At 47.4% G+C, this 22477-nt stretch carries 28 protein-coding genes and 1 tRNA gene; 2 read left to right on the top strand and 27 right to left on the bottom strand.

Annotation, left to right across the window (positions count from 1 at the left end; translation table 11 throughout):
• Positions 1 to 461 precede the first annotated feature (461 nt).
• The 19 genes from Q7Q81_RS06805 to Q7Q81_RS06715 all read right to left on the bottom strand — a co-directional run bounded on the left by Q7Q81_RS06805 (position 462) and on the right by Q7Q81_RS06715 (position 15288).
• Positions 462 to 537 (bottom strand) — tRNA-Thr (locus Q7Q81_RS06805).
• 12 nt (positions 538 to 549) lie between these two features.
• Complete coding sequence (locus Q7Q81_RS06800) at positions 550 to 975, bottom strand: helix-turn-helix domain-containing protein (protein WP_009146428.1); 426 nt, start codon at positions 973 to 975, stop codon at positions 550 to 552.
• A gap of 98 nt (positions 976 to 1073) precedes the next feature.
• Positions 1074 to 2345 carry a nickel-dependent lactate racemase gene (larA, locus tag Q7Q81_RS06795; RefSeq protein ID WP_304274704.1) on the bottom strand — a complete coding sequence of 424 codons (1272 nt, stop codon included), beginning with the start codon at positions 2343 to 2345 and terminating at the stop codon, positions 1074 to 1076.
• A 73-nt stretch (positions 2346 to 2418) separates the two neighbouring features.
• Entirely contained in the window at positions 2419 to 3291 is an 873-nt protein-coding gene (locus Q7Q81_RS06790; protein ID WP_304274701.1) for a DMT family transporter, read from the bottom strand.
• Positions 3292 to 3429: 138 nt separating this feature from the next.
• Positions 3430 to 5169, bottom strand: a complete 1740-nt coding sequence (locus Q7Q81_RS06785; protein WP_304274699.1) for a Na(+)/H(+) antiporter subunit D — start codon at positions 5167 to 5169, stop codon at positions 3430 to 3432.
• A complete protein-coding gene (locus Q7Q81_RS06780) occupies positions 5162 to 5404 on the bottom strand; it encodes a hypothetical protein (RefSeq protein ID WP_304274697.1) in 243 nt (80 codons plus the stop codon). Before Q7Q81_RS06780 ends, Q7Q81_RS06785 begins: the two co-directional genes overlap by 8 nt.
• Positions 5404 to 6909, bottom strand: a complete 1506-nt coding sequence (locus Q7Q81_RS06775; RefSeq protein ID WP_304242407.1) for a monovalent cation/H+ antiporter subunit D family protein — start codon at positions 6907 to 6909, stop codon at positions 5404 to 5406. The genes Q7Q81_RS06780 and Q7Q81_RS06775 overlap by 1 nt, the downstream gene beginning before the upstream one ends.
• Positions 6906 to 8399 (bottom strand): monovalent cation/H+ antiporter subunit D family protein, encoded by a 1494-nt coding sequence (locus Q7Q81_RS06770; RefSeq protein ID WP_293388420.1) that lies wholly within the window; start codon positions 8397 to 8399, stop codon positions 6906 to 6908. Before Q7Q81_RS06770 ends, Q7Q81_RS06775 begins: the two co-directional genes overlap by 4 nt.
• A complete protein-coding gene (locus Q7Q81_RS06765) occupies positions 8396 to 8770 on the bottom strand; it encodes a sodium:proton antiporter (protein WP_009146421.1) in 375 nt (124 codons plus the stop codon). Before Q7Q81_RS06765 ends, Q7Q81_RS06770 begins: the two co-directional genes overlap by 4 nt.
• On the bottom strand, positions 8754 to 9206 hold the full coding sequence (locus tag Q7Q81_RS06760) for an MnhB domain-containing protein (protein WP_021720124.1): 453 nt from the start codon (positions 9204 to 9206) through the stop codon (positions 8754 to 8756). Before Q7Q81_RS06760 ends, Q7Q81_RS06765 begins: the two co-directional genes overlap by 17 nt.
• Positions 9203 to 9529, bottom strand: coding sequence for a hydrogen gas-evolving membrane-bound hydrogenase subunit E (gene mbhE, locus Q7Q81_RS06755; RefSeq protein ID WP_304274692.1), 327 nt, complete (start codon positions 9527 to 9529; stop codon positions 9203 to 9205). Before mbhE ends, Q7Q81_RS06760 begins: the two co-directional genes overlap by 4 nt.
• Entirely contained in the window at positions 9529 to 9771 is a 243-nt protein-coding gene (locus tag Q7Q81_RS06750; RefSeq protein ID WP_009146418.1) for a Na(+)/H(+) antiporter subunit B, read from the bottom strand. The genes mbhE and Q7Q81_RS06750 overlap by 1 nt, the downstream gene beginning before the upstream one ends.
• 1 nt (position 9772) lies before the next feature.
• Entirely contained in the window at positions 9773 to 10234 is a 462-nt protein-coding gene (mnhG, locus tag Q7Q81_RS06745; RefSeq protein ID WP_293829228.1) for a monovalent cation/H(+) antiporter subunit G, read from the bottom strand.
• Positions 10231 to 10494 carry a monovalent cation/H+ antiporter complex subunit F gene (locus Q7Q81_RS06740; protein ID WP_021720122.1) on the bottom strand — a complete coding sequence of 88 codons (264 nt, stop codon included), beginning with the start codon at positions 10492 to 10494 and terminating at the stop codon, positions 10231 to 10233. Before Q7Q81_RS06740 ends, mnhG begins: the two co-directional genes overlap by 4 nt.
• A gap of 2 nt (positions 10495 to 10496) precedes the next feature.
• Positions 10497 to 11072, bottom strand: coding sequence for a Na+/H+ antiporter subunit E (locus Q7Q81_RS06735; protein WP_299824268.1), 576 nt, complete (start codon positions 11070 to 11072; stop codon positions 10497 to 10499).
• 265 nt (positions 11073 to 11337) lie between these two features.
• Entirely contained in the window at positions 11338 to 12141 is an 804-nt protein-coding gene (gene murI, locus Q7Q81_RS06730) for a glutamate racemase (RefSeq protein ID WP_304274689.1), read from the bottom strand.
• Positions 12142 to 12262: 121 nt separating this feature from the next.
• On the bottom strand, positions 12263 to 13042 hold the full coding sequence (locus Q7Q81_RS06725) for an SDR family NAD(P)-dependent oxidoreductase (RefSeq protein ID WP_304274686.1): 780 nt from the start codon (positions 13040 to 13042) through the stop codon (positions 12263 to 12265).
• Positions 13035 to 14597 (bottom strand): sensor histidine kinase, encoded by a 1563-nt coding sequence (locus tag Q7Q81_RS06720; protein ID WP_304274684.1) that lies wholly within the window; start codon positions 14595 to 14597, stop codon positions 13035 to 13037. Before Q7Q81_RS06720 ends, Q7Q81_RS06725 begins: the two co-directional genes overlap by 8 nt.
• Positions 14590 to 15288 carry a response regulator transcription factor gene (locus Q7Q81_RS06715; protein ID WP_304274682.1) on the bottom strand — a complete coding sequence of 233 codons (699 nt, stop codon included), beginning with the start codon at positions 15286 to 15288 and terminating at the stop codon, positions 14590 to 14592. Before Q7Q81_RS06715 ends, Q7Q81_RS06720 begins: the two co-directional genes overlap by 8 nt.
• A 228-nt stretch (positions 15289 to 15516) precedes the next feature.
• On the opposite strand from Q7Q81_RS06715, the gene Q7Q81_RS06710 reads away from it, so the two are divergent.
• The gene (locus Q7Q81_RS06710; protein ID WP_304274680.1) at positions 15517 to 16095 is read left to right on the top strand and encodes a hypothetical protein; all 579 of its coding nucleotides are present in this window, start codon (positions 15517 to 15519) and stop codon (positions 16093 to 16095) included.
• 417 nt (positions 16096 to 16512) lie between these two features.
• Positions 16513 to 17100, top strand: coding sequence for a TetR/AcrR family transcriptional regulator (locus tag Q7Q81_RS06705; RefSeq protein WP_276634396.1), 588 nt, complete (start codon positions 16513 to 16515; stop codon positions 17098 to 17100).
• Positions 17101 to 17184: 84 nt separating this feature from the next.
• Here Q7Q81_RS06705 and Q7Q81_RS06700 read toward each other — a convergent pair whose 3' ends face one another.
• The 8 genes from Q7Q81_RS06700 to hisF all read right to left on the bottom strand — a co-directional run bounded on the left by Q7Q81_RS06700 (position 17185) and on the right by hisF (position 22477).
• Positions 17185 to 17853, bottom strand: coding sequence for an energy-coupling factor transporter transmembrane component T (locus tag Q7Q81_RS06700; protein ID WP_304274678.1), 669 nt, complete (start codon positions 17851 to 17853; stop codon positions 17185 to 17187).
• Positions 17850 to 18656: an energy-coupling factor ABC transporter ATP-binding protein gene (locus Q7Q81_RS06695; protein WP_210685395.1), complete on the bottom strand. Its 807-nt coding sequence runs from the start codon at positions 18654 to 18656 to the stop codon at positions 17850 to 17852. The genes Q7Q81_RS06700 and Q7Q81_RS06695 overlap by 4 nt, the downstream gene beginning before the upstream one ends.
• Positions 18656 to 19525: an energy-coupling factor ABC transporter ATP-binding protein gene (locus Q7Q81_RS06690; protein WP_277247942.1), complete on the bottom strand. Its 870-nt coding sequence runs from the start codon at positions 19523 to 19525 to the stop codon at positions 18656 to 18658. Before Q7Q81_RS06690 ends, Q7Q81_RS06695 begins: the two co-directional genes overlap by 1 nt.
• Positions 19525 to 20100 (bottom strand): tryptophan transporter, encoded by a 576-nt coding sequence (locus tag Q7Q81_RS06685; protein WP_021719140.1) that lies wholly within the window; start codon positions 20098 to 20100, stop codon positions 19525 to 19527. Before Q7Q81_RS06685 ends, Q7Q81_RS06690 begins: the two co-directional genes overlap by 1 nt.
• Positions 20101 to 20305: 205 nt before the next feature.
• The gene (locus tag Q7Q81_RS06680; protein WP_304274675.1) at positions 20306 to 20668 is read right to left on the bottom strand and encodes a type II toxin-antitoxin system HicB family antitoxin; all 363 of its coding nucleotides are present in this window, start codon (positions 20666 to 20668) and stop codon (positions 20306 to 20308) included.
• A complete protein-coding gene (locus Q7Q81_RS06675) occupies positions 20665 to 20907 on the bottom strand; it encodes a type II toxin-antitoxin system HicA family toxin (protein WP_210685392.1) in 243 nt (80 codons plus the stop codon). Before Q7Q81_RS06675 ends, Q7Q81_RS06680 begins: the two co-directional genes overlap by 4 nt.
• 179 nt (positions 20908 to 21086) lie before the next feature.
• A complete protein-coding gene (gene hisIE / locus Q7Q81_RS06670) occupies positions 21087 to 21719 on the bottom strand; it encodes a bifunctional phosphoribosyl-AMP cyclohydrolase/phosphoribosyl-ATP diphosphatase HisIE (RefSeq protein ID WP_304274672.1) in 633 nt (210 codons plus the stop codon).
• On the bottom strand, positions 21719 to 22477 hold the full coding sequence (hisF, locus tag Q7Q81_RS06665; protein WP_304274670.1) for an imidazole glycerol phosphate synthase subunit HisF: 759 nt from the start codon (positions 22475 to 22477) through the stop codon (positions 21719 to 21721). Before hisF ends, hisIE begins: the two co-directional genes overlap by 1 nt.

Here is a 22477-nt window from a genome sequence, read left to right as displayed (position 1 = left end):
AACAGATTCTAAATTCTGCTGCGTAATAAAAGTCTAACTTTTTGGGGTCACTACATCAAGTAAATTTCCACTGGTTTTTTAGTACACAAATCTTAGAGAATACTTAAATTTTAGCTATCCATTAGTTTGAGATGCTATATTATAGTCTTAGTCTCCAAACATCAATTAACGGTTTTCTGCACACCTCCAACAATTAGATGACGGTTTTTTGCACACTTTTTACGGTTTTTTGCACACCTTAATCACGCGCAAACCCAGCAACAATAGGCTTTTGCGGCATGCCTATAATATTATAACTAGAGCTCGCGATGGTCTCGCTCTAGTCTTTCTCCCCATACTTTCGCACCAATATTTTACAATGTTTGCAGAAAGGGAGACAAAAAGGTAGACAAATCCCCTATTTTTTCGCACGAAAAAAGCACCCTACGGCTTAAAAACCGCATGGGTGCTTGATTTTTTAATGGAGCTACTGACGGGATTTGAACCTGCGACCTACTGATTACGAATCAGTTGCTCTACCAGCTGAGCTACAGTAGCACATAAGCTATATTAAATTTCCATCTGCATTGCAGCTTCTTCAGCTGCCTTAGCTGCTGCCATCTCTGCCTTAGTACGGCGCTTTCTGACCTTCTTGGCACTGTTAATACCGGCCTTCTTGATGACCTTTGCTAATTCAGAAATAATATGCAGTTCATCTACGGAACAATCCTTAACCAGGTCAGCCAGCTCATTGCAGTAAATCTGCTCACTATGATGAATGTTGTCACACAGCAGCTCGTCCACAGAAACATCCAGTACATTAGCCAGATGAATAATTGTAGGCAGGCCAAGCTTAGTATTACCGGTTTCTATATTGCTGATATGCGGAGTTGACAGACCAGTTAGATTAGCTATATTTCCCTGAGTTAATCCTTTTCTGGCACGAGCGGCCTTTATCCTCAGTCCTATAGCCTTATAATCAATATCTAACTTCACAAACGTTCTCCCCTTCTACTTAATCACATACTAATAACATTACAATTATATATGATATCATCGTAAAAGGCAAGAGTCATTTATTTTTTTATAAAATTTTATTTTTTCAACACAGGCACTGTCAGACTGCCCTGCGGCATCAGTAAAACCTTATAATCTTTGCCGACATATTTTTCTGCCAGCTTCATAGCCGCATCTACATCATCCACAGATTCAAACAGCAATTTTTTGGCAAGCTCTTTATCCAAAGCGGAAACAAGTATAAAATGTGCCTTCTTCATCAGGCGGGTGATAGCAAAAGCCTTATGCGCACCGATGACAAAATTCTTTTCCAGCTCCGCCTTAATAGCATCTGGAGAAGGATTTTCTTCCAATGCCTTTTCCAGAGCGGCACTGCCGCTGCCCTCCTCGCATTCACCGAGAATAATGATTACGCCGTCATCCTTAACAGCACACCAGGCATTATCCATCGTCTTTTGCAGCTGATAAATATTGATATCCTTAGGATAACCGCCGCAGCTGGCAATAACTACATCCGCAGGCTCGCTAATAGGTACGCCGTAAACCTGCTCAACAAATTTGCAGGCCTCAAGATGTGCTTCATACCAGTCACCGGCAAAAATCTTCAGAAATTGCTTTTGCGCATCCAAAATAGAATGGAACAGGAACATCTTATGCTCCTTGGCAAAAAGACGCACGCCCTCTACCTGATCATCGTATACAGGATTGCCATGCAGCTTGCCTAATTTTGCCTCCGGACTCATCATAAGGCTATGGTTCTTGCGAACTGTTTCCATAGCGGCAACACCGGGCAGCACAGCCTTGCGTCCGCCGCCAAAGCCGCTGAAGAAGTGATAAACAACGGTACCAGTCAAAATAACCAGGTCAGCATCGCAAACATGCTTATTGAGCCATACAGGAGTACCATGCTCTGTTTCGCCGAAATACTCAAAGTCGTCCTGCACATGACAGTCACTGTTATACATTTTCAGACGTTTGGCAACATCCTCGCCAACCTGCTCCACCATTTCCTCGTGGCTCATGCAGCGATGTGTACCCAAAGCAAAAACAATATGCATATCCTCATCCTTAACGCCCAGTTTATTCATTTCGTTAACCAAAATGGGCATAAAGGAATGCGTGTTGGCAACACGTGTTGAATCGTTACAGATAAAGGCAATTTTCATTCCGGGCTGCACCAGCTCATCAATCGGTGCGCTGGCGATAGGATGATACAAAGCATCCAGAACAGCTGCTTTTAAATTCTCCAACGGCGGCATCTGCTTCATTTTCAGTTCGCCCAGAACATGCTTCTCCGGCAGAGAAAACTCCTTGTAGCCATGACCATATTTGTACTTATAATCAGTCATCTCCGTACCTCCTCCTGCTTAGCTTAAGCTATTTTACTTAATTCTATTCTATCATATCTGCTATGAAAAATGTTTATTTTTTTGGCAGTGAAAGTAATAAAACCGTAAAAATAATGCACGCCATACCAATATAATCAGCCATTGCCAATTTTGTGTTCAGCAGCAAAACTACGGAGATAATAGAAGCCAAAGGCTCGGCGCAGGAAATCAGGCTCGCCTTGGTAGGGCCGACAATTTTCAAACCTGCCAGATAAAATGCATAGCTCGCAATAGTCGCACCCAACAGCAGATACGCAAAAGCCAAATAACCGCTCATATCCCAATGACCTGCAGGCGTAAAGGGATTACGCCAGATAATCAATGCCACGCCGCTGATAAGCTGGCCCCAGCCGATAAGCGTTGCCGCAGTATATTTTTTGAGCATTTCTCCGGGCTTAATGCTGTAATATGCATATGAAATTGCAGACAGTGTGCCGATTGTCAATGCCAAAGGCGAAATTGCCAGGCTGTCCAGACTGCCGTGCGTTGCGATAAGAAATACGCCTACAAGTGCACCGACAATACCTATCAGCTCGCGTCCATCTGGCATTTTACGGGACTTATAGCTCATCCACAGCATAACGTAGACCGGTGCCATATACTGCAAAACCGTCGCAGTCGCAGCGTTGCACAGGCTGATTGTATAATAAAAGCCCAGCTGCGCACCTAAAATAGCTAAAAACGAAAACTCGATAATATCCAGAGGCTTATCCTTGATAATTGTAAAGATATTTTGCTTTTGCACCGTTGCCGCAAAAAGCAGGAACATACAGCCTGCCAGAATCTGACGTACCATACAAAGCCAGACCATATCCGCATCGTGATACTGATACAAATACTGTCCTGCTACGCCGCCCATGCCCCAGCAGGTTGCAGCACCTATAATTAAAAATATACCCTTAAGCATACCGATAACCTCTTTCATATATGATGATTATCAATAATATAACACCTGATAAGAATATTTACAAGACAAATAAATTATACTTTAAAAAACTACATAAAAGAGCTGCCGCACCTGCGTGCGACAGCTCTTAAAAGCATTTTATAATGTTGCAATGAAGTAAGCAATGCTGCTTACCAGCACCGTTAAGGTAATCATCATCGGGTCAGCGATAGATGTACGGTAGTTTTCCGGGTTATAATGCGTGCGTTTACGGAACGGTTTGGCATCGAGGAAATCCATCGGATTGCTCGTAAGGTCCATAAACTTTTCGTACAGTACGCCCCAAGCACTGCCTAGGCCGCCGCTGATTGCACACAGCAGCATGCTGATGCGGACGATGACAAAATCAATCGGCTTACGGTAGAACCAGTCTGTATCGATGCTGAGTGCTGTATGAGGCTCCATACGCGGCAGGAACATCATAAACGGCACCATTGTTACGACAAGAATTTCTACGTAGCTCAGCATATGTGCTGCAGTGAACGGCTGATAATCGGGATAACCGAACGGCAGATAACGATACAGCAAGTCCGGATATACGCCGTACAGGAAGCAGAGCGCTGCGCCGAAGCCCATGCCGAGATACATATTCTTCGGCAGAGGATTTTTAATTTCTACATTCTTGTCGGCATCACGCAGGAAGATGAAGTAACCCATCTTCAAGGTAATGGACAGGAAGGTACCTATGCTAGCAAGCTCAAGCAGTGTATATACCCAATCATAACCGGCAGCGGATGCAGCGGCAATCGTAATCGTTTTGCTGATGAAGCCGTTGAAGAACGGTACACCGGAAATGGAGAACGCCGCTACGAAGAAGCATACAGCCACGAACGGCATCTTTTTCGCCATACCGCTGAGCTGGTTAATCTTGCGGATACCGGTTGCATAGATAATAGCACCGGCACACATGAAAAGCAGGGATTTATACAGGATGTGCGAGAAGGCATGGGCCGCAGCACCATTCAGTGCCATCGCCGTGCCGACGCCTACACCGGCAACCATGAAGCCGACCTGGCTGATAATATGGTAACCGAGCAGACGGCGCATATCGTTTTCCATAATCGCATAGGCAGCACCGTAAAGCGCCATGAAGCAGCCAAAGCCCATCAGGAAATCTGTTCCGGCAAAGATACGGATTAAAGCGTAAACAGCGACCTTCGTAGTAAAGGAGCTTAAGAATACGCTGCCTGTAATCGTGCCTTCGGGATAAGCATCAACCAGCCAGGCATTAACCGGCGGAATTGCCGCATTGACAGCAACACCGATTAAAATTGCCCAGAAAGCAAGGTCATGCGGAGCCTTAGACAGATTAGCAATCAGAGAATCACCGCTGCCAACCTTCAGGAAGATACCGAGCAGCAGCAGATTGCCGCCGAGCATGTGCACCAAAAGATAACGCAGGCCTGCGCGACGGGACTGAGGAGTATTGCGGCACCAGATCAAGAACAGAGAGGTTACGGCAAGTGCTTCCCAGAAGAAAATCAGTGTCAGCCAATCCTTAGCCAAGGTTACACCAAGAGCGCAGCCGGCGTAGGACATGGAGCAAAATGCTTCCATGCGGTTCTCGTTATGACAGGAATAAATGCCGCCGATGCAAGCCATCAGCGCAAAAATCATGCAGAATACATAGCTGAGCTTATCTACAAACATGTAACCCAAGTGATAGCCTGTACCAAAAAACTCAATGCTCAAATCTGTGCCAACCGGCATAGAAAGTGCAGCAAAGAGGGCAAAGAACGGACCTATAGCCAAAATAAACTTACGCAGCATTTTCGGCACAAGTACCGCAAGAACGCCCACGGCAATGAGGATCAGACCGGGATGAAGCAGATTACTCATCGTCCTCACCTCCCTTAGGATCATCATAGTAGGTTTCATCACGCTGCAGCAGCGGCGTCATGATAATTTTTGCCAGAATAATCAGCAGCCAGCAACCGAAAAAGCCGAAGAAAATATCATAGCCAAACGGCAGCGGCCACCACGCAGGACTGTGCAGATGTACACTGCAAAGCTCTCCGATTGCGGAAAGCACGAGCACGGCAGCAGCTATCATGTAAACAGTTTTCTTGCTCATTACATCCAACCTCCGTTCCAGCCTGCGCAAATAGCGTTGGAGGCCATTGTTGCCAGCTCATAGAAGTGCGGATAAATATCCGGCACGATACCGAGGACAACAGCGATAATAGTTGTAACGCAGATAGGTATCAGCATCGAGTAGCTGATATCGCCATATTCACGGAACTCCTCCTGCGGATCCTTGCGGAAGTATGCCATCTGTACAACAGGCATCAGATAGCCGGCAGCCAGAAGCGCACTGGCAACCCAGACGAGAATGTACAGAGGCTTGCCTGCCTGCAAAGCGCCAAGTGCCAGATTCCATTTGCTGACAAAGCCAACGAGGAACGGCGTACCGGCGATACCAAGAGAAGCAATCGTGAAGCAGGCCATTGTTACCGGCAGCTTCTTGCCTATGCCATACAGCTCACTGATATTGTTTCTGTGTGTACGCGCGATAATCAGACCAGCGCACATAAAGAGGGTAATCTTCATAACAGCATGAGCTACCAGATGCAGGTAAGCACCCTTGATGCTCAGCGGAGAAATAAGCGCAGCACCTAACACGATGTAGGAAAGCTGGCCGATAGTGGAGAACGCCAGACGACGTTTCAGATGATCCTGACGCAGAGCGATAAGCGAGGAAATAATAATGCTCGCCGCAGCAGCCCACGCCAATACATCAACGACACCGATTTCCGCCAGCAGCTTCGGGCCAAAGACGAAGCCGATGATACGCAGTACGGCAAAAACACCGGTTTTAACAACGGCAACGGCATGCAGTAATGCAGATACCGGAGTCGGCGCAATCATTGCTGCCGGCAGCCAGCCATGCAGCGGCATAACAGCAGCCTTTACGGAGCCTGCCAAAATCATCAGTACGAAGATAGCCTGTAGCACCCATCTCGGAGCCATGTCCGTAGTCAGGAAGCCGCCGGGAGTAAAGTCCATCGTACCGCTGATGCAGTAAACGGCGATAACGCCGGCCAGGAAAAGCTGACCGGAAATCAAGGTATAAATCAAATACTTACGGCTGGCCATCAAAGCTTCCTGGTTACGCTTATGCAGTACCAACGGATAGCTTGCCAGAGTCAGCAGCTCGTAAAAGATGAAGAAGGTCAACAGGTTTTCGGCCATCGCAATGCCCATTACGGCACTCATGCAGATAGCAAAAGCGGCAAAATAACCGGTCTGCTCGCTTTCGTTATTGCAGCGCATATAGCCTATGGAATAGAAGTTCATCGGTACCCACAGCATCGAAGCGAGCACCGCAAAAATCATGCCGGCCGGATCGGTACGCAGCGTCAGTCCCACGGTATCGGTAATCTGGCACAGCGTCCACTGATACTGATTGCCATCGAGAACAGCGGGCAACATCGACAGAATGATACCGAATTTAAGTACGGAAGCGATAACGCTCCAGGTTTCACGCAGGTTAGGCCAGCGTCTGCTGAACGCGATAAGTACAGCAGCTATAAAAGATACACCAACCGCCAGAAATGGTCTGCAATCTATAATAGTCATCTCAGAAACACCTCCGGCAACCCTAACTTAACAACATCGGTAACGATGTCAACACTGTAGAAGCCAAGTACCAGAATCATGATACCGCCGACGAGAATCGGGATAACCATGGAAAGCGGTAAGCCCAGCTTGCCCTTATGCGGATGTACCTCAGTCAGTGAAGCTTCACGCTGTATAAACATCTGCTCAATAATACGGAAGAAATAAATTGCATTCAGCAGAGAGCTGATAACAAGTACAGCGATGTAGAAGTACTGCGCGCCGGTGTAGGCACCAAGCATAAGATACCATTTACTGAAGAAGCCGCAAGTCGGAGGCAGACCGATCATAGACAAAGAAGCCAGCAGCACGGTAATCGTACTGATAGTCATCTTTTTGTTCATGCCGCCTAAGCGGTACAGATTGACCTCACCGAAGCGATACTCAATACCGCCGATAACCAGGAAGAGGCTGCTCTTCATAAAAGCATGGTTGATAGCGTGCAGTACAGCGCCGATGAAGCCGTACATATTGCCCATTGCCAGACCGATAGCGATATAACCGATCTGTGCCACAGAGGAATATGCCAGCATACGGCGGAAGTCATACTGAGCCATCGCCATAATAGAACCGATAAGAATACCTGCTACACCGAGAATGCCCAAAACGTTGAGCGCACTCTGAACTACAGGGTTATCAACCTTAAAGATATAATATACAAAACGAATTAAAGCATATGCCGGAGCCTTACTCATGCAGCCTGCAATAAAAGCAGCAGCGCCCGGATGAGCGAAGGTGTAGGCATCAGGCTGCCAGCCATGCAGCGGGAACAGCGCCATCTTGATACCGAAGCCGATGATAAAGCAGGCTACAGCAATCGCAAACAGCGGCGAATTCAGGTGCGGCACTACGCGTGCAGCAAGGTCAGCCATGTTCAGAGTACCGGTCATAGCGTACAGATAACCGACACCGAGCAGATACAGAGAAGCACCGATGGTACCGATTAACAGGTAACGGAAGGCTGCCAGCATGGATTTTCTGCCGCCGAGGGCAATCAGGCCGTAACCGGACAGTGACATAATCTCCAGATATACATAGAGGTTAAAAACGTCACCGGTGATAATCATACCGGAAAGACCAACCGTTAACAAACCGAACAGTGTATAATAGCCGCCTACATGCAGCCAATCCTCATCCTTGACGAACGGACGGCTGTAAAGCGAAACCATCAGGGAAATAAATGTTACCACAACAGCCAGAATACTGTTTAAGGGGTCAAGAGCAAATTCAATACCGATTGGCGGTTCCCAGCCACCCATCCAGTAATGCCAGGTTTTGCCGCCGGATTCCAACACTCTTTGCAGTACGATGCAGGCATTGGCAAAAGCACCGGCGATAGAAGCCATAACTATCCAGGAGCCTAAATTTTTACTGATACGGGAAAATAACATACACAGCAACGATGCTGTCAGAGGTAAAAGTACAATTAGGACGGGAGCATGTTGTGTCATTTACTAGCCCTCCTCAATACCTCTACTTCTTCAACAGAACCGTAGATTTCTTTAATACGCATGAGGAGTGCAATTGCTACGCCTGTAGTACCAAGGCTTACAACGATTGCTGTCAGCATCAGGCCATGCGGCAGAGGGTTAATGTAAGCATTAGGATCTGTTGTCAGGCCGTTTTGGATAGGAATCATTGCGCCATCCTTCTGTGCAAAACACAGATAAAAATAGATTACGGCAACCTGCATAACGTTCATCGCCATCAGCTTCTTCATATAGTTTTTGCTGAGGACCATGCCATACACACCCAGGAAGAAAAGAATCATGACCAGGGAATAAATGCCTTTTGTTTTCAAAAACTCATTGAGCACTTCCATCTTCGTCACCCCTTTTCACGATTGCATCAAGCAGATTAATAATTGTCATCATTACGCAGATGGCAACACCGATTTCAATAAGGAAAATGCCCATAGCATGCATTTCATGCTGCGGCTCCATATGAATCGGCATATAATTGTAGTTCAGGAAAAAGTCTGCGCCGCCGAACAATGTCAACCAACCGGTAAAAGCATACAGGAAGGTGCCCACGCCGGCAAGGACAACAGAGGTTTTGCCTAAGACATTGAACTTTGTATCAAAGCCCAGGATAAGACGTGCAAGCAGCACGCCTACAGAAAGCAATGCGCCTGCCTGGAAGCCGCCGCCCGGAGAAAACTCACCCAGGCAGAGAACGTAAATGCCGTAGGTAATCGTGAACGGCACCAACATTCTGAAGGCCACATTCAGGATAAGACCGCCAAATGGTTCTTTCATTTGATAATCTCTCCTTCCTCCGGATCCTCCGGCTCTTCCTCAGGTCTGCGTCCTAGCGGATTGCTGGTCAGCACCAGCACCGTTGTCAGACCGGCGAGGAACATTACCGAGGTTTCCCACATAGTATCGAAGCCACGATAGTCGATGATGACGCCCGTTACGATATTGGGCGAGCCTGTATCCTCCGCACTACGGGAGATATAGGTCGGAGTAACATGCTGGTTAGGCGCAGTGTTCGCGTCACCAATTTCGGGCAGGTAGGTTACGACAGAGCAAAACATGCCTGTCATAATCGCCAGGATAACAGCAACTAATCCACGCATTATTTACACCACCTATCAATTTTTTTCAACGACGCTACGAAGAAGATGGTAGAAATCGTACCGATAACAGCCTCCGTAAAGGCTACGTCGGGGGAGCCCATCATCAGATACAGCAGCACAGCACAGAAGCTGAACGCACTGTAGATAATCGCAGCACTTAAAATATCCTTGCAGAAAATAACTGCACAGGTAATGAGAATCAGGAAGACAAGTAAAAGAGCTTCAATAGTATAAATCTCCATTTTATTTATCTCCTTTCTTCTTATGATATTTATGTACCTGATTACGATTTGTTTTTACAGTCTTCTTGCGGATATGACCGACAGGCTCGTCAGCACTGTGGTCAGCCTTTTCCAGACCGACAAGCTTTTTGGCGCCCTTGCTTTGCAGTGTCCAGACAGGATGTCCGGATTTATAGGCTGCCTTGCTCAGAATATGCGAGCCGATCGGATTCGCCATAAAAACAAGTAAAAATACAAAAGCCATCTTTGCCGCTGTCAGTGTAGGTCCTTCATAAATCATCAGACCGATAAAGGAAAGCGTACAGCCAAGAGTTTCACTGTTACCGGAGGCATGAATTCTGGAATAAAAATCCGGCAGGCGCAGCATACCGATAGCTGAGCCGACGAAGAATACCAGACCGCTTAGCAGGAACAGTGCAGCGATAACTTCGCGCAGGGAGGTAAAACCGAATTGCTCAATCATATCCTTTTACCTCCTATAAATTTAGCTACAATCAGCGAGCCGATAAAGCCTAAAATTGCATAAGAAATCGCTATATCAACATACATATCCGGACGTTTGTCAATATAGCCGAAAAGCACCAATAATAAGATTGTATCGGCACCGATAACGCCCAAGGCGTTCATTCTGTCAAAAATTGTCGGCCCGTTGAACAAGCGCTGCAGCATCGTACCAATGATCAGAAGAATGGCTACCATCATAATATAAAATATAATCTGCATAATCATTCCTCACTCTCTACTACTGCAAAATCAAATTTTTCGCCGTATAAATCAGCAACCTTTTTCTGCATGCCGCCGTCGAGCACACCTGCAGCCGCACCAACGGTCAGTGCATGAATCTCATACACACCGTCGTCGGTAACATTCATTGTTACCGTACCGGGTGTCAGCGTAATTGAGTTCGCCAAAATAACAGATGCCATCGGATTATCGGCCTTGAAGCGGAAGCGGACAACCTTAGGATCAATGTTCAGCTCCTGACCTGTAGTTGCCAGCAGCACGTCAATATTGGCGAGCACCAGTTGCCACATCAGCCAGAAAAAGTACATAATCATTTTCGGAATTGAAAAACCGAAAACATAATACTTTTTACTGCCGTCCTTATTCGGAACCAGCAGAAGCGGGTATGTAACCCAAGTCGTCACTACAGCTGTGAGGATACCGTATATGACAAATTTTGTTTCTGTTCTGCCTGACAAAACCATCCAGAATGCAAACAGCACCAGAGCAAGACATGTCATATGCACCATAGGCGAGCCTACAATTTTTTTATCGTTTAATACTCCCTGCTTTTCCACAGCTACCACCTTTCTTTATATTATTTTTGAATATAATAGCATTTGCGTAACCAGTCATCCGTCAATACAGATGACATAGCTGCGAAAATATAAATAACGCTTTCACAGTATCATGAAACCGGCATTTAGTAACATAAACACCTGTTAGGCAGCTCTCATAGCAAGCCACCAAAAAAGCAATCCTTTTCTCGCTCTTAATTACTATAAATTAGACATTAAAAAGAAAATTCCTGCTTCTTTTTTGAAAGGAATAAAAGTTATGCAATCAATTCTTCTTTAAATCGATTAAAGAAAAATCGCACTCGTCTACAGGCAACATTCTGCCGGCCAAGCGCTCAACTCTTGCCAGATCAGCTGTGCAGCAAACCTGCAGACGTCCCTTGCCTTCTGTACGCAGCAGGCCTTCCTCCTTAAGTGCTACAATAGCGTCGGCACTGGTGGCAGCCGCCGGGTCAAGCACCTTTACCTTCGGTCCTAAATCTGCTTCTATTTGTTCTTTGATAAAAGGATAATGCGTACAGGACAAAATCACTGCTTCAACGCCCGCTTTTTTAAAAGGCTCGGTATACTCGGCGATAGCCTGCTGCAGCTCCGGGCTGTCAAACTGTTCGCCCTCAATCAGCGGCACAAACTTCGGGCAAGCCACCGGATAAACCTGCGCTTGCGGGTCTGCAGCAAGAATAGCTTTTTTATGCAAACCGCTGGAAATAGTAAACTGCGTTGCCAGCACGCCGATTTTTTTATGAGGACTTGCCGAAAGCAGCTGCTGCGCCCCCTTGGACATACCGACAACCCTGAACGGATGCGTCCCCCGCAGACTGTCTACACCGAGCATCGTCAGCGTATTGCAGGCTATAACTACCTGCTTAACGTTTTTGGCTGTCAGCCAATCGATTATTTCTCCCACAAAGCCGCGGATTTCTTTTTCAGTACGGGTGCCGTAAGGCGTACGCGCAGTATCACCCACATAAATAAAATCCTCGTGCGGCAGCATCTGATGCAGGCATTTCAAAACCGACAGACCGCCGACTCCCGAATCAAGTACTCCGATTGGCTGCATTTTATCCATAAAAATACCCTCCCGTATTTTTTATACTTTAATACATTAATTATATCACTTATATACGTTTGCGTATATCAAAAAACAGGCAAAGAAAACTTTCTTTACCTGTTTTACTGCTATATATTATTTATCCGGCTGTCAGACCGCCGTCGACAGTTACGATACTGCCCGTCATAAAGCTGTTGGCAGGAGCTGCCAGGCTGCAGATTACATGAGCAATTTCACCCGCTGCGGCAATCCGCTGCAGCGGATAGGCTGCAGCCACATCTGCCAGTGTATAACCGCCGTTCGCGTCAGCAAGCTGCCGCGCCAGAAGCGGCGTATCCACATCTGCCGGGCAAACGCAGTTTACGCGCACCGACGGTGCCAAATCCAGCGCCAGCGCTCTGGTAAACGCCACCACCGCACCTTTAGTCGCACAATAAAGCGCACAGCCGTAATTGCCGCTGACAGCAGCATCGGAGGCAATATTCACCACGCTGCTTTTACTGCGCAGATAAGGCAATGCTGCCTGCGTCAAAAACATCATACCCTTAACATTGACATTCATCATCGCATCAAAATCAGCTTCAGTAAGCTGCTCCAGACGCTGCTCGCGGTAAAAGCCGGCGCTGTTGACCAAAATATCCAGTTGCCAGTCAGGCTTAGCTTCCTGCTCGGCAATCTTCGCCACTGCAGCCTTGCATTCAGCCTGCTTCGTTACATCACAGGAAATATACACTGCCTGCTTTCCTGTCTGTTCATCCAGATAACACAATGCCTGCGCACCACGCTCCTCGGAACGTCCCAAAATATATACACGCGCACCGTCTGCCAAAAAGCGCAACGCCGCCGCCAGGCCGATACCTGACGTGCCCCCGCTGATAACAACGCATAATCCCTCACAGCCGTAATTCATCTTATTCATCTGCATACTCCTTTTCCTTCAGCTCAGGCGGCAGAGTAATAATTATTGTCGTACCCTCGCCCAGCTTGCTCTGCAGCTGAAGCTGCATATCATGACGTTGGGCAATCTGCTTGGCAATCGCCAGTCCCAGGCCGCTGCCGCTCTTATTATGCTCATTGCGCGCCTTATAAAAACGGTCGAAGGCATGCGGAATGTCCTCTTCCTTAATACCGCAGCCATGATCAATCAGCTTCAGCCTGTTACCGGTCAGCTCCAGCTTAATTTTACTGCCCTCGGGCGAAAACTTGATGCTGTTATGCAAAAAGATCATCAGCATCTGACGCAGGCGTCCGTAATCACCGTTCAGCATGTAAATATCCTTATCCGCACTGCCTGTAATCTGCAGCTTTTTATCAGCACCGAGCTGCCTGCCGCTGCGCACTGCGTCATGCATAACATCGACAAAGTTCAATGGAGCCTTTTCAATCGGAAAATCTGTATTCTGCAAACGTGATAAATCCAGCAGGTCATTTATCAGACGTTGCAAAAACAGGCTTTCCTTATACATCTGCTCATGAAATTCCTCAACATCGGCCTTTTCCGTAACCACACCATCACGCAAGGCCTCCAAGCTGCCGCGGATAACCGTCACAGGCGTACGCAGCTCGTGCGAAATGTTGGCAATAAACTCGCGGCGCAGCTTTTCCAGCTTTTGGCTTTCGGCATCTGCCAGCTCCAGACGTTCCGCCAGAATATCCAGCGTACGCGCCAGCTCGCCGATTTCGTCATTCTGCTTAATGTCGGTGCGGGCGGTGTAATCACGTTCCGCCAAGCGCTCGGCAATATTTTTCATCTTCTCAATCGTTCCGGTAAAACGCCAGCTGAGCACTACCGAAAGCAGCATACCCAAAACCATCGCCACCAGCAGACTGATAAGCAGAATACGCAGACCTGACCAGATAGCGTCTTGCAGGCCTGCTACAGGAGAATGCAGCAAAAGCACAGCCTTTACCTGCCCTTGGCTGTCATAAATCGGTCTGCCGACAATCAGCATAATGCCGTCAAGCATCGGGTTATATTCTTCGATAATAAACTCTTTGCCGTTAAAACCCTCCTCAACCTTTTCCTTAACCTGAACCGGCAGTCTTTCGTAGGCCTCCTTAGGAGTCTTAGGCGGTTCCTTCCAAGAAATCGGCGGCATCTGACGTTTGAAAAGGCCAAAACCGCTATGCTCATGATGCTTCTGCACCTCTCTGCGCTGACGCTGCACCCTGTCCTTATTGATACTCAGTTGACGGTTGCTATCCACCACCCAGACTATTTCCTGCGTCACATTATCCAGATAGCTGATAAATTTGCTGTTGGCAATACCGTCACCATGGCGGCTTTCCATCCGCGCCATATTATCACCAAGCACTTCCGCAATCTTTTCCGCGCGCAGACGCATTTCCTTTTCCTTGATTTCAACCGTCTGCTGCTTAAAGAACTGGTAAAAGACACCGCCGATAATCAGCGCAAATACAAGCAGTACTGCCGAAAAATACAGCGTCAGCTTTAAAGCAATCTTATTATTCATCCTTGTGTCCCTCAAAGCGGTAGCCTACGCCCCAGATAGTTTTGATTTCCCATAGCTGATGCTCGTACTTATCCAGCTTGGCCCGCAGGCGCTTGATATGCGAATCAACCGTACGGCTGTCACCGAAATAATCATAGCCCCAGATGCTGTCCAGCAGATTATCGCGGCTGAACACCTTCGTGGAATTTTTGGCCAGCGTCCACAAAAGCTCGATTTCCTTTTTCGTCAACGGCACCTCTTCGCCGTTAATCTGCACCATATACTTTTCCAAATTAATATACAGATTTGCGTAAGCCAGTGTCTGAGCATTCGCCGGCTCCTGCGCTCCCAGGCGGCGCAGAACAGCGCGCACGCGGGCCATCACCTCCGGTGCGCTGAACGGCTTAATCACATAATCGTCCGCACCGATATCCAAACCCATAATCTTATCATAATCCTCACCACGCGCCGTTATCATAATAATTGGCACCATGGATTCCTTGCGCAGACGGCGGCAAACCTCAAAGCCATCTATTTCCGGCATCATTACATCCAGCAGCACGACAGCAATTTCATTTTCATACTGCAGATATTTATCCAGTGCCTCTGCTCCGTCCAACGCAATAACCGGCTCAAAGCCTTCCTTTTTGGCATAGCCGGATAAAATTGTCGTAATCTGTTTATTATCATCAGCGATAAGTATCTTTTTCATCGCAAAGCCTCCTTATGTCACCTTTCTTTCATTATATTACATTTTAACGTCTATGTGTGTTAAAAGTATGACGCAAAAAAAGATATTTTTCAGCTTAAATTAAGTCAAAAAACATAAAAAAGTCATAATATGCCTGTACAATGTAAGCAAAGTTAAGGAACAACCAAAAGCAATTCCTTAACTGCTGTATAAGATTAATAAGCAATAAAAATATAAGGAGTGATTCTAATGTTGAACATGAAAAAAATTCTCGTTACCGGTACAGTTTTGACGGCTTTCTGCGCCAGCGCTTTTGCTGCCTCTGCAGATTCCCAGCCGCAGCCTTCTATGAGCGAGCGCGTAAACGCTATTCTGCATGAAAACGACGCAGACCGTCCCTGCCCGCCGCCGGCTCACAGAATGCACCGTCAAGGCCACAAGCTCACCCCGGAGCAGTGTGCCAAATTCCAAAAAATGCGCGAGGAATGGAAAAGCATGACACCCGAACAGAGTGAAAAGGCTATAGAAAAAATGCGCAAGGAGCGCAAGGAAGCTCACGAAAAGCACGCCAAGGAAACCATGGCTAAGCTCACTCCCGGTCAGAAAGCGGAAGTACAGCAGTTCATTAAGGACGATATGGCGCAGCGCAAGGCACGCCATGAGCGTTTGCAGCATATGACTCCCGAGCAGCGCGAGGCTGTAAGAGCCAACAGACCGCTGCCGCAAAGACACCACAAGGGTGAATTTCGCGGCTACAAGCATAACCGTGGCGACTTCCACGGCTACAGACATCACAACGGCGAATTCCCACAACCGCCTCAGGATTAACACAAGGCAAAAATAGTAAAAATTAATTAATCATCTTTCCCTTCAATATAACAGCAATAAAGCATCATCCCCTTGCAGCTTTTTGCTATATACTCTGCAGCCTGTGCGGCAACACAAGCTGCAGCTCAACCCTTTTTTCTACTCAATACTCATCAAATACAAAACCCCCGCAGTCTGTCAGACCGCGGGGCTTTGTATTTTTGCGCACAACGTAAAAAGCGTCCGTTTGCCGCCGGACGCCTTTTACGTTTTTTGATGAGTATGAGTATATCATGAAGCGAAGTCAAGTTCTTGACTAAACTCTATGTATATGATAATCTAATTTTGGCGAAAAATCTATCTACAAAAATCGAGATTCGTACTTTAATGAACACTTTTCATAAATTGTACATTATCGGGAGAGGAGCAAGGCATACTATGGACAGAAGACAAAAAAAGACCAGACAGGCAATTATCGATGCCTTTGTCAAATTGCTTACTAAAACAAGCTATGAAAAAGTCAGCGTTAAGGATATTATTGATGCAGCTGACGTCGGACGCAGCACCTTTTACAGCCACTTCGAAACCAAAGATGATCTGGCACGCCAAATCTGCTTTGAGCTTTTCGACCATATCTTCAGTCCGGTTATCCCTCCCTGCTCCACACATAATTTTTCCGAAATGCCGCAAAACACGGAAACTCGTATCACACACATCCTTTATCACCTGCGCGACAAACGCGAATACTACCTGGGCATCATCAATTACGATGACGGTACGCTGTTCTTAGGCTTCTTCCGCGATTACATGCTGCAGAACGTCAGCATCAAGATGAGCGGGTCCTACGACGAATACTCACAAAGAGTGCCGGAGGACTTCTTAATCAACAGCCTCACTAGCAGCTTTGTCGGCATGATTCGCTGGTGGCTCAAAAACAAAATGAATCCCGGTCCAGAGGTTGTCGCCGGTTATTATATGGCATTGATTAATCCTGCCATTGCCGAATTCCAGACCAAGGGAGAATAAAAATTGTTTACGTAACAAAAAAGAACTGCTAAAGCTTTGTACAGCAATACACTGCACAGAGCTTTCGCAGTTCTTTATTTTTTATTAGAGATATTTAATCCACAGCGGATAAGTACTCAGCACTACTACCAAAAGAAGTACGAAAATATCGCCGAAGCGCAGCGGTGCCGGCGGCATATTCTTGTATGTGTTGCCGCCAAAGCCCTTCAGCTCCATGGAAAGCGCCAGTGTTTCCGATTTGGCTACCGCACGCATAACCAACGGACGAATAACAACCAGATAAGCGAAGAAGCGCTTGAACATATTGGCACGATTGGAATAACCGCGACAGCTTTGTGCATCCAACGTAATACCGCTGTCGGTCAGGAAGTTAGGCACAAAGCGCAGTGCCGTAGTCAGCATGAAGGCATATTCGCAGGGCATATGGAAGCGGTCTACCAAGGCCTTGGCAATGTCCTGAATACGGCTCGCTGCCAGCAGGCACAAAAATGCCATCGTCATAACCAGCATGCGCAGACCGCCAATCAAAGATACATCTAGCGGAGAGCCGAAAAGCAGCTGCAGTAAAATCATCATACCGGTGAAAACTGCCAGGCCGCCGATAGCAGCCATCGTCATTTTGTCATGCTTAATGTATAACAGCAGCGCCAGCTCCAGAACAAGAATCGTGGCTACTGCTTCTACCGGCAGAATGAACACCCAGGCGGTAACCGCCAGAGTAACTATAATCTGTGTAAAGGCTGTCAGCTTCATCTGCTTCCCTCCTTACAAATAACTTGCTTGCAAAATTCTTCGGCAGTTGCGGCCTCAATGCCCAGTGACGCAGCTAAGGCTGCTACCGTAGGACGGCACAAGCCCCAGCGCTCTACAGGCTGGCTGCCGTCAAACAGCTTCGCCGGCGTACCGTCGTAAACCAGCTTGCCGTAATGCAGTACAATCGCACGCTTAGCGTAACGACGGACAATATCCATGTCATGCGAAATCAGTACAATCGTAATACCGCGCTTTTCGTTGATTGCCTGCAGGTAGCTCATCATGGCTTCCTTTTCCAGCGCATCCTGACCATTAGTAATTTCGTCCAGAATCAACGTGCGCGGATTAAGCGCCAATGCCGCAGCTACACCAAGGCGTCGCTTCTGGCCGAAGGACAGAAGGCGCGGATATTCGTCCTTCAGCTCTGTCAGGCCCATAGCCTCCAGCGCTTCGTTCACCTGACGCTCGATGGTTGCTTCTGTCAGCTTTTTGGCACGCGGGCCGTAAGCGACCTCATCAAATACAGTATCCTCTAAAATCTGCAGGTCCGGGTTTTGGAATACATAACCGATTTTGTCGGCCAAATCTGCCGGCTCACGCTTAACGATATCCTCACCGTCAACAAAAACCTGTCCGCTGCGCGGATGGCACAATGCCATAAACAGACGGCTCAAGGTTGTTTTGCCGCTGCCGTTATGTCCCAACAGCGCCACAAACTCTCCGTCCTCTATCTTGCAATCCATATCCTTGATTACAGGCTGTCCACGCATATAAGCGAAATTGACATCCTTTGCTTCTAACATCAGTCAGCTCTCCCTTCTGCCGCAACAATCCCATAGGTGCGAAAATCAGCCAGCGCATCCTCTTCGCTGCGCCAGTCGCCCAAATCCACGCCAAGCTTTTCCTCCAAGCCCAGCTTAATCTGCCACAGTGACGGCAGCAGCGGACGCAATGCGGGATTTTCGTACATTTTAGGAGCAGCAGCCTCAAAGGCATCAGCCGCCACCAGCTCGCCCTCGTTCAGTACAATCATATCCGTTACGTAAGGCAGCACATAATCCACGCGATGCTCAACGGCAATAATCGTTGTACCATACTGCTTATGGATTTTGTCTACCAGCTTATACAGGGAACGTGCACCGTCCGGGTCCATTGCGGATACAGGCTCATCCAGCACAATAATCTCCGGATGCACTGCAAGCGTTGCCGCTAGCAGCAGACGCTGACGCTGACCACCGCTGAGCTCGTCCAGCTGATAGCTTTCGCGCCCCGGCAGGCCTACATCCTCAAGCGCCTGTCTGGTACGCTCTTCAACCTCATGCGGTGCGAAGCCGTGGTTCAGCAGGCTGAAAGCAATTTCCTCGCCGGCAGTTAAGGAAACAAGCTGGCTTTCGTAGTCTTCCATAATAAAGCCCACGCGCATGGCTATATCGCTGACACGCTTGCCCTTAGTGCTTTCGCCGTTAATTTTAACATCGCCGCTGTATCGTCCGCCCATGTAATAGGGGACGATACCGGTCATAGCCTTGCACAGCGTTGTCTTGCCGGCACCGCTCGGTCCGGTGATAACAGTGAAGCTGCCTTTTTTTATTTCAAAGTTGATATCACGCAGCACCAGATCCGATTTTTTATAGGCAAAGTAAAAATTCTCTACGTTGATTACGCTTTCCATTATTTTTCATCCTCCTGAAAGTAAAACAGCTTCCGCACGGGAGCGTACAGGAAGAAGGTTATCAGACCATTGAGCAGGCCTACAATCGCAACAACCGGCAGCATAGCGTAAATCCATACGTGCAGCGGCAAGCCCAAAATAAGCTTCAAGATAAAAGTAAACAGCCCGCCGCTGGTCATCGTGGCAACAAAGCCGGTGATAAAAGGACGCAGCTTCCATTCGCTGATACCTGCTTTGAACATAGCCTCAACCAAAAGGCAGCAGACAGTCGCACCGGCCAGCTCGCTGGCAACGTTGCCCAGCGGGAAAGCCGATTTGGAGGACGGAACCAGCGTCAGGCCGGCGATAAAACCGATACCGATAGCCTGCGACAGCTTGGGACGCGTCAGATTGATAACAATAGAATACATAGCAATTGTCCAGTTAGGCGTTACACCGCCGACATTAGGACTTACAGTGTGCAGAATAATACCGATTGCCAACAGCATCGCCGTAATTGCGACCCAGCGGTAGCCATCCTGCATTGGCTCAACCTCTATCAGTTGCGGCACAGGCTTATTATTTCTTTCATCCATGAGTAATTACACCTCTCCCTAAAATAGTGCCAGAAAATAATATGTTATCATTATACTATATTTAAATGCTTTTGTAATGCTTTAGCGAAAAAAAGTATCCTGCGTTATAGCAGGAGAAGAAAATTGTTACAAAGGTAATAAAAAAATCTGCTACGCTTGCACATAGCAGATTTTATGTTTTATGACGGATTACGCGCCGATATATTTATTTGGCATTCAACGCATCATTGCGCGTAAGCAGATACACACAATACTGATTCATACTGATACCTTCCTGCTTAGCATGCTGACTCAACAGCTTATGTAAAGCCCTGGGCACACGTAATTTAAACTGACCGGAATATTTGTCCTTTTTCTCCGGCAGAGGAATTCCCATTTCATTTTCCAAGGCAGCTTCCAGCCATGTACGCTTAGCATCAACTGCATTTGCCGCTGCCTCTTCAATAGTATCCCCCACAGTAATACAGCCTGGAAGCTCAGGAAAATAAGCAACATAACCGCCTTCATCTTCATCAGGTTCAAACTCAAGGCGATAATTCAACTTCATGTAATCTTCTAAAGTTTTCATTTTTCTTCCTCGCTTTCCACAATATTTTTCACTAACTTAATATACACCTTTTTGATTGGTTTATGCTTAGGAATAGTAATAACAGCTCTGCCCTTTTTACGAAACGAAAAATGGCTGCTGCCACTTCGCGGAGATTGCATTTCATAGCCGTAGCTTTCAAGTATTTTCTGCAATTCCTCAAACCGCATATCAGGCGATAATTTCTTCAGCTTGTACATTAGCTTTTCCCATTGTGACATAGCTTCTTTCTACCTCCATTATACTTGGTGTCATATGTGGTGTCAACAAAAAAGGCATCTGCCAAAAGCTCGACAGATGCCACTGACTCACACAGTCAGGCACGACATTTTCGCTAAACGAAGATAATCATGCAACTGCTTATAGTCTAACATATATATTTTATATTGTAAAATTTTCTTTACGCTCTCTTGCCCCCAAGCTCACGCAGAAACTCCTCCGGCGTAATATTGTGATAAGCCAGAAGCACCAGACAGTGATACCACAAATCTGCCATTTCGTGCAGCACCTTATCCTTTTCGCCGTTTTTGGACGCTATAATCGTTTCCGTAATTTCGTTGCCCAGCTTTTGCAACAGCTTATCCTGACTGCCGCTCATGAGGAATTTCATCTCCGCATCATCAGCCTGACGCTTGTACAAAATCATGCGGTACAGCTCGCTGATAACCTTCGGCAGGCCTTCTACCTCAGGCACCGGCAGATTGGACGTATGCCACAGCGGATTATGGAAGCAGGAATATTCACCTGTATGGCAGGCCACCCCCTGCTGCTCTACCTTTACGAGCAGCGCGTCACCGTCGCAGTCGTAGAACAGCTCCACAACCTTCTGCAGATTACCGCTAGTCGCACCCTTGTTCCACAGCTCATGACGGCTGCGGCTCCAGAACCAGGTATAACCTGTTTCTAATGTTTTGAGCAATGACTCCTCATTCATGTACGCCAGCATAACAACATCGTTCGTGCGTACATCTACAACAACAGCAGGCACAAGACCTCTGCTGTCAAATTTGATTTTAGAAATATCTATCTGCATTATAACCTCACCTCTATACCTCGAGAACGCAGATACTCCTTCACCTGCTTAATGGTGAAGGTTTTATAGTGAAAAACAGAGGCCGCCAGCACAGCGTCAGCGCCACCTTCTGTCAGCACATCATAGAAATCCTCCAGCTTACCTGCACCGCCGCTGGCGATAACAGGCACATTTACGGCACTGCTCACGGCCTTCGTCAGAGCAATGTCATAGCCGTTTTTCGTGCCGTCGGCATCCATACTTGTCAGCAGGATTTCTCCGGCACCGAGCGCTACGCCTTTTTTTGCCCATTCTACGACATCAAGGCCCGTCGGCTTACGCCCGCCCTGCACATAAACCTCCCACTTGTTCTCACCGCATTTACGTGCATCAATTGCGAGAACAATGCACTGATTGCCAAACAGTTTGGCGCCGTCGGCAATCAGCTGCGGATTTTTTACCGCTGCGGAATTCAGCGAGGTTTTGTCAGCACCGGCACGCAGAGCATTTTTGATATCCTCCACACTGCTGATACCGCCGCCGACTGTCAGCGGCATAAAAACCTTGGCCGCAGTTCTGCTGATAACATCCAGCATCGCCTTGCGCTCCTCAAAGGTCGCAGTAATATCAAGGAAAACAAGCTCATCGGCACCCTCGGCATCATAAGCCGCCGCACGCTCCACAGGGTCACCGGCATCACGCAGACCGACAAAGTTCGTGCCCTTGACCACACGTCCTTCCTTAACATCAAGACAAGGAATAATTCTCTTCGTAAGCAT

It is taken from the genome of Phascolarctobacterium succinatutens, assembly GCF_958453765.1.
Classification (GTDB): Bacteria; Bacillota; Negativicutes; order Acidaminococcales; family Acidaminococcaceae; genus Phascolarctobacterium_A; species Phascolarctobacterium_A succinatutens_B.
Note: the sequence above shows the minus strand (reverse complement) of the source record. Positions and strands in the feature narration are given on the sequence as shown.

Coding starts and splice junctions, on each gene's coding strand:
- larA (WP_304274704.1), bottom strand. CDS start 2,345: ATGACTGATTATAAGTACAAATATGGTCATGGCTACAAGGAGTTTTCT.
- Q7Q81_RS06790 (WP_304274701.1), bottom strand. CDS start 3,291: ATGCTTAAGGGTATATTTTTAATTATAGGTGCTGCAACCTGCTGGGGC.
- Q7Q81_RS06785 (WP_304274699.1), bottom strand. CDS start 5,169: ATGAGTAATCTGCTTCATCCCGGTCTGATCCTCATTGCCGTGGGCGTT.
- Q7Q81_RS06780 (WP_304274697.1), bottom strand. CDS start 5,404: ATGAGCAAGAAAACTGTTTACATGATAGCTGCTGCCGTGCTCGTGCTT.
- Q7Q81_RS06775 (WP_304242407.1), bottom strand. CDS start 6,909: ATGACTATTATAGATTGCAGACCATTTCTGGCGGTTGGTGTATCTTTT.
- Q7Q81_RS06770 (WP_293388420.1), bottom strand. CDS start 8,399: ATGACACAACATGCTCCCGTCCTAATTGTACTTTTACCTCTGACAGCA.
- Q7Q81_RS06765 (WP_009146421.1), bottom strand. CDS start 8,770: ATGGAAGTGCTCAATGAGTTTTTGAAAACAAAAGGCATTTATTCCCTG.
- Q7Q81_RS06760 (WP_021720124.1), bottom strand. CDS start 9,206: ATGAAAGAACCATTTGGCGGTCTTATCCTGAATGTGGCCTTCAGAATG.
- mbhE (WP_304274692.1), bottom strand. CDS start 9,529: ATGCGTGGATTAGTTGCTGTTATCCTGGCGATTATGACAGGCATGTTT.
- Q7Q81_RS06750 (WP_009146418.1), bottom strand. CDS start 9,771: ATGGAGATTTATACTATTGAAGCTCTTTTACTTGTCTTCCTGATTCTC.
- mnhG (WP_293829228.1), bottom strand. CDS start 10,234: ATGATTGAGCAATTCGGTTTTACCTCCCTGCGCGAAGTTATCGCTGCA.
- Q7Q81_RS06740 (WP_021720122.1), bottom strand. CDS start 10,494: ATGCAGATTATATTTTATATTATGATGGTAGCCATTCTTCTGATCATT.
- murI (WP_304274689.1), bottom strand. CDS start 12,141: ATGGATAAAATGCAGCCAATCGGAGTACTTGATTCGGGAGTCGGCGGT.
- Q7Q81_RS06725 (WP_304274686.1), bottom strand. CDS start 13,042: ATGAATAAGATGAATTACGGCTGTGAGGGATTATGCGTTGTTATCAGC.
- Q7Q81_RS06720 (WP_304274684.1), bottom strand. CDS start 14,597: ATGAATAATAAGATTGCTTTAAAGCTGACGCTGTATTTTTCGGCAGTA.
- Q7Q81_RS06715 (WP_304274682.1), bottom strand. CDS start 15,288: ATGAAAAAGATACTTATCGCTGATGATAATAAACAGATTACGACAATT.
- Q7Q81_RS06710 (WP_304274680.1), top strand. CDS start 15,517: ATGTTGAACATGAAAAAAATTCTCGTTACCGGTACAGTTTTGACGGCT.
- Q7Q81_RS06705 (WP_276634396.1), top strand. CDS start 16,513: ATGGACAGAAGACAAAAAAAGACCAGACAGGCAATTATCGATGCCTTT.
- Q7Q81_RS06700 (WP_304274678.1), bottom strand. CDS start 17,853: ATGAAGCTGACAGCCTTTACACAGATTATAGTTACTCTGGCGGTTACC.
- Q7Q81_RS06695 (WP_210685395.1), bottom strand. CDS start 18,656: ATGTTAGAAGCAAAGGATGTCAATTTCGCTTATATGCGTGGACAGCCT.
- Q7Q81_RS06690 (WP_277247942.1), bottom strand. CDS start 19,525: ATGGAAAGCGTAATCAACGTAGAGAATTTTTACTTTGCCTATAAAAAA.
- Q7Q81_RS06685 (WP_021719140.1), bottom strand. CDS start 20,100: ATGGATGAAAGAAATAATAAGCCTGTGCCGCAACTGATAGAGGTTGAG.
- Q7Q81_RS06680 (WP_304274675.1), bottom strand. CDS start 20,668: ATGAAAACTTTAGAAGATTACATGAAGTTGAATTATCGCCTTGAGTTT.
- Q7Q81_RS06675 (WP_210685392.1), bottom strand. CDS start 20,907: ATGTCACAATGGGAAAAGCTAATGTACAAGCTGAAGAAATTATCGCCT.
- hisIE (WP_304274672.1), bottom strand. CDS start 21,719: ATGCAGATAGATATTTCTAAAATCAAATTTGACAGCAGAGGTCTTGTG.
- hisF (WP_304274670.1), bottom strand. CDS start 22,477: ATGCTTACGAAGAGAATTATTCCTTGTCTTGATGTTAAGGAAGGACGT.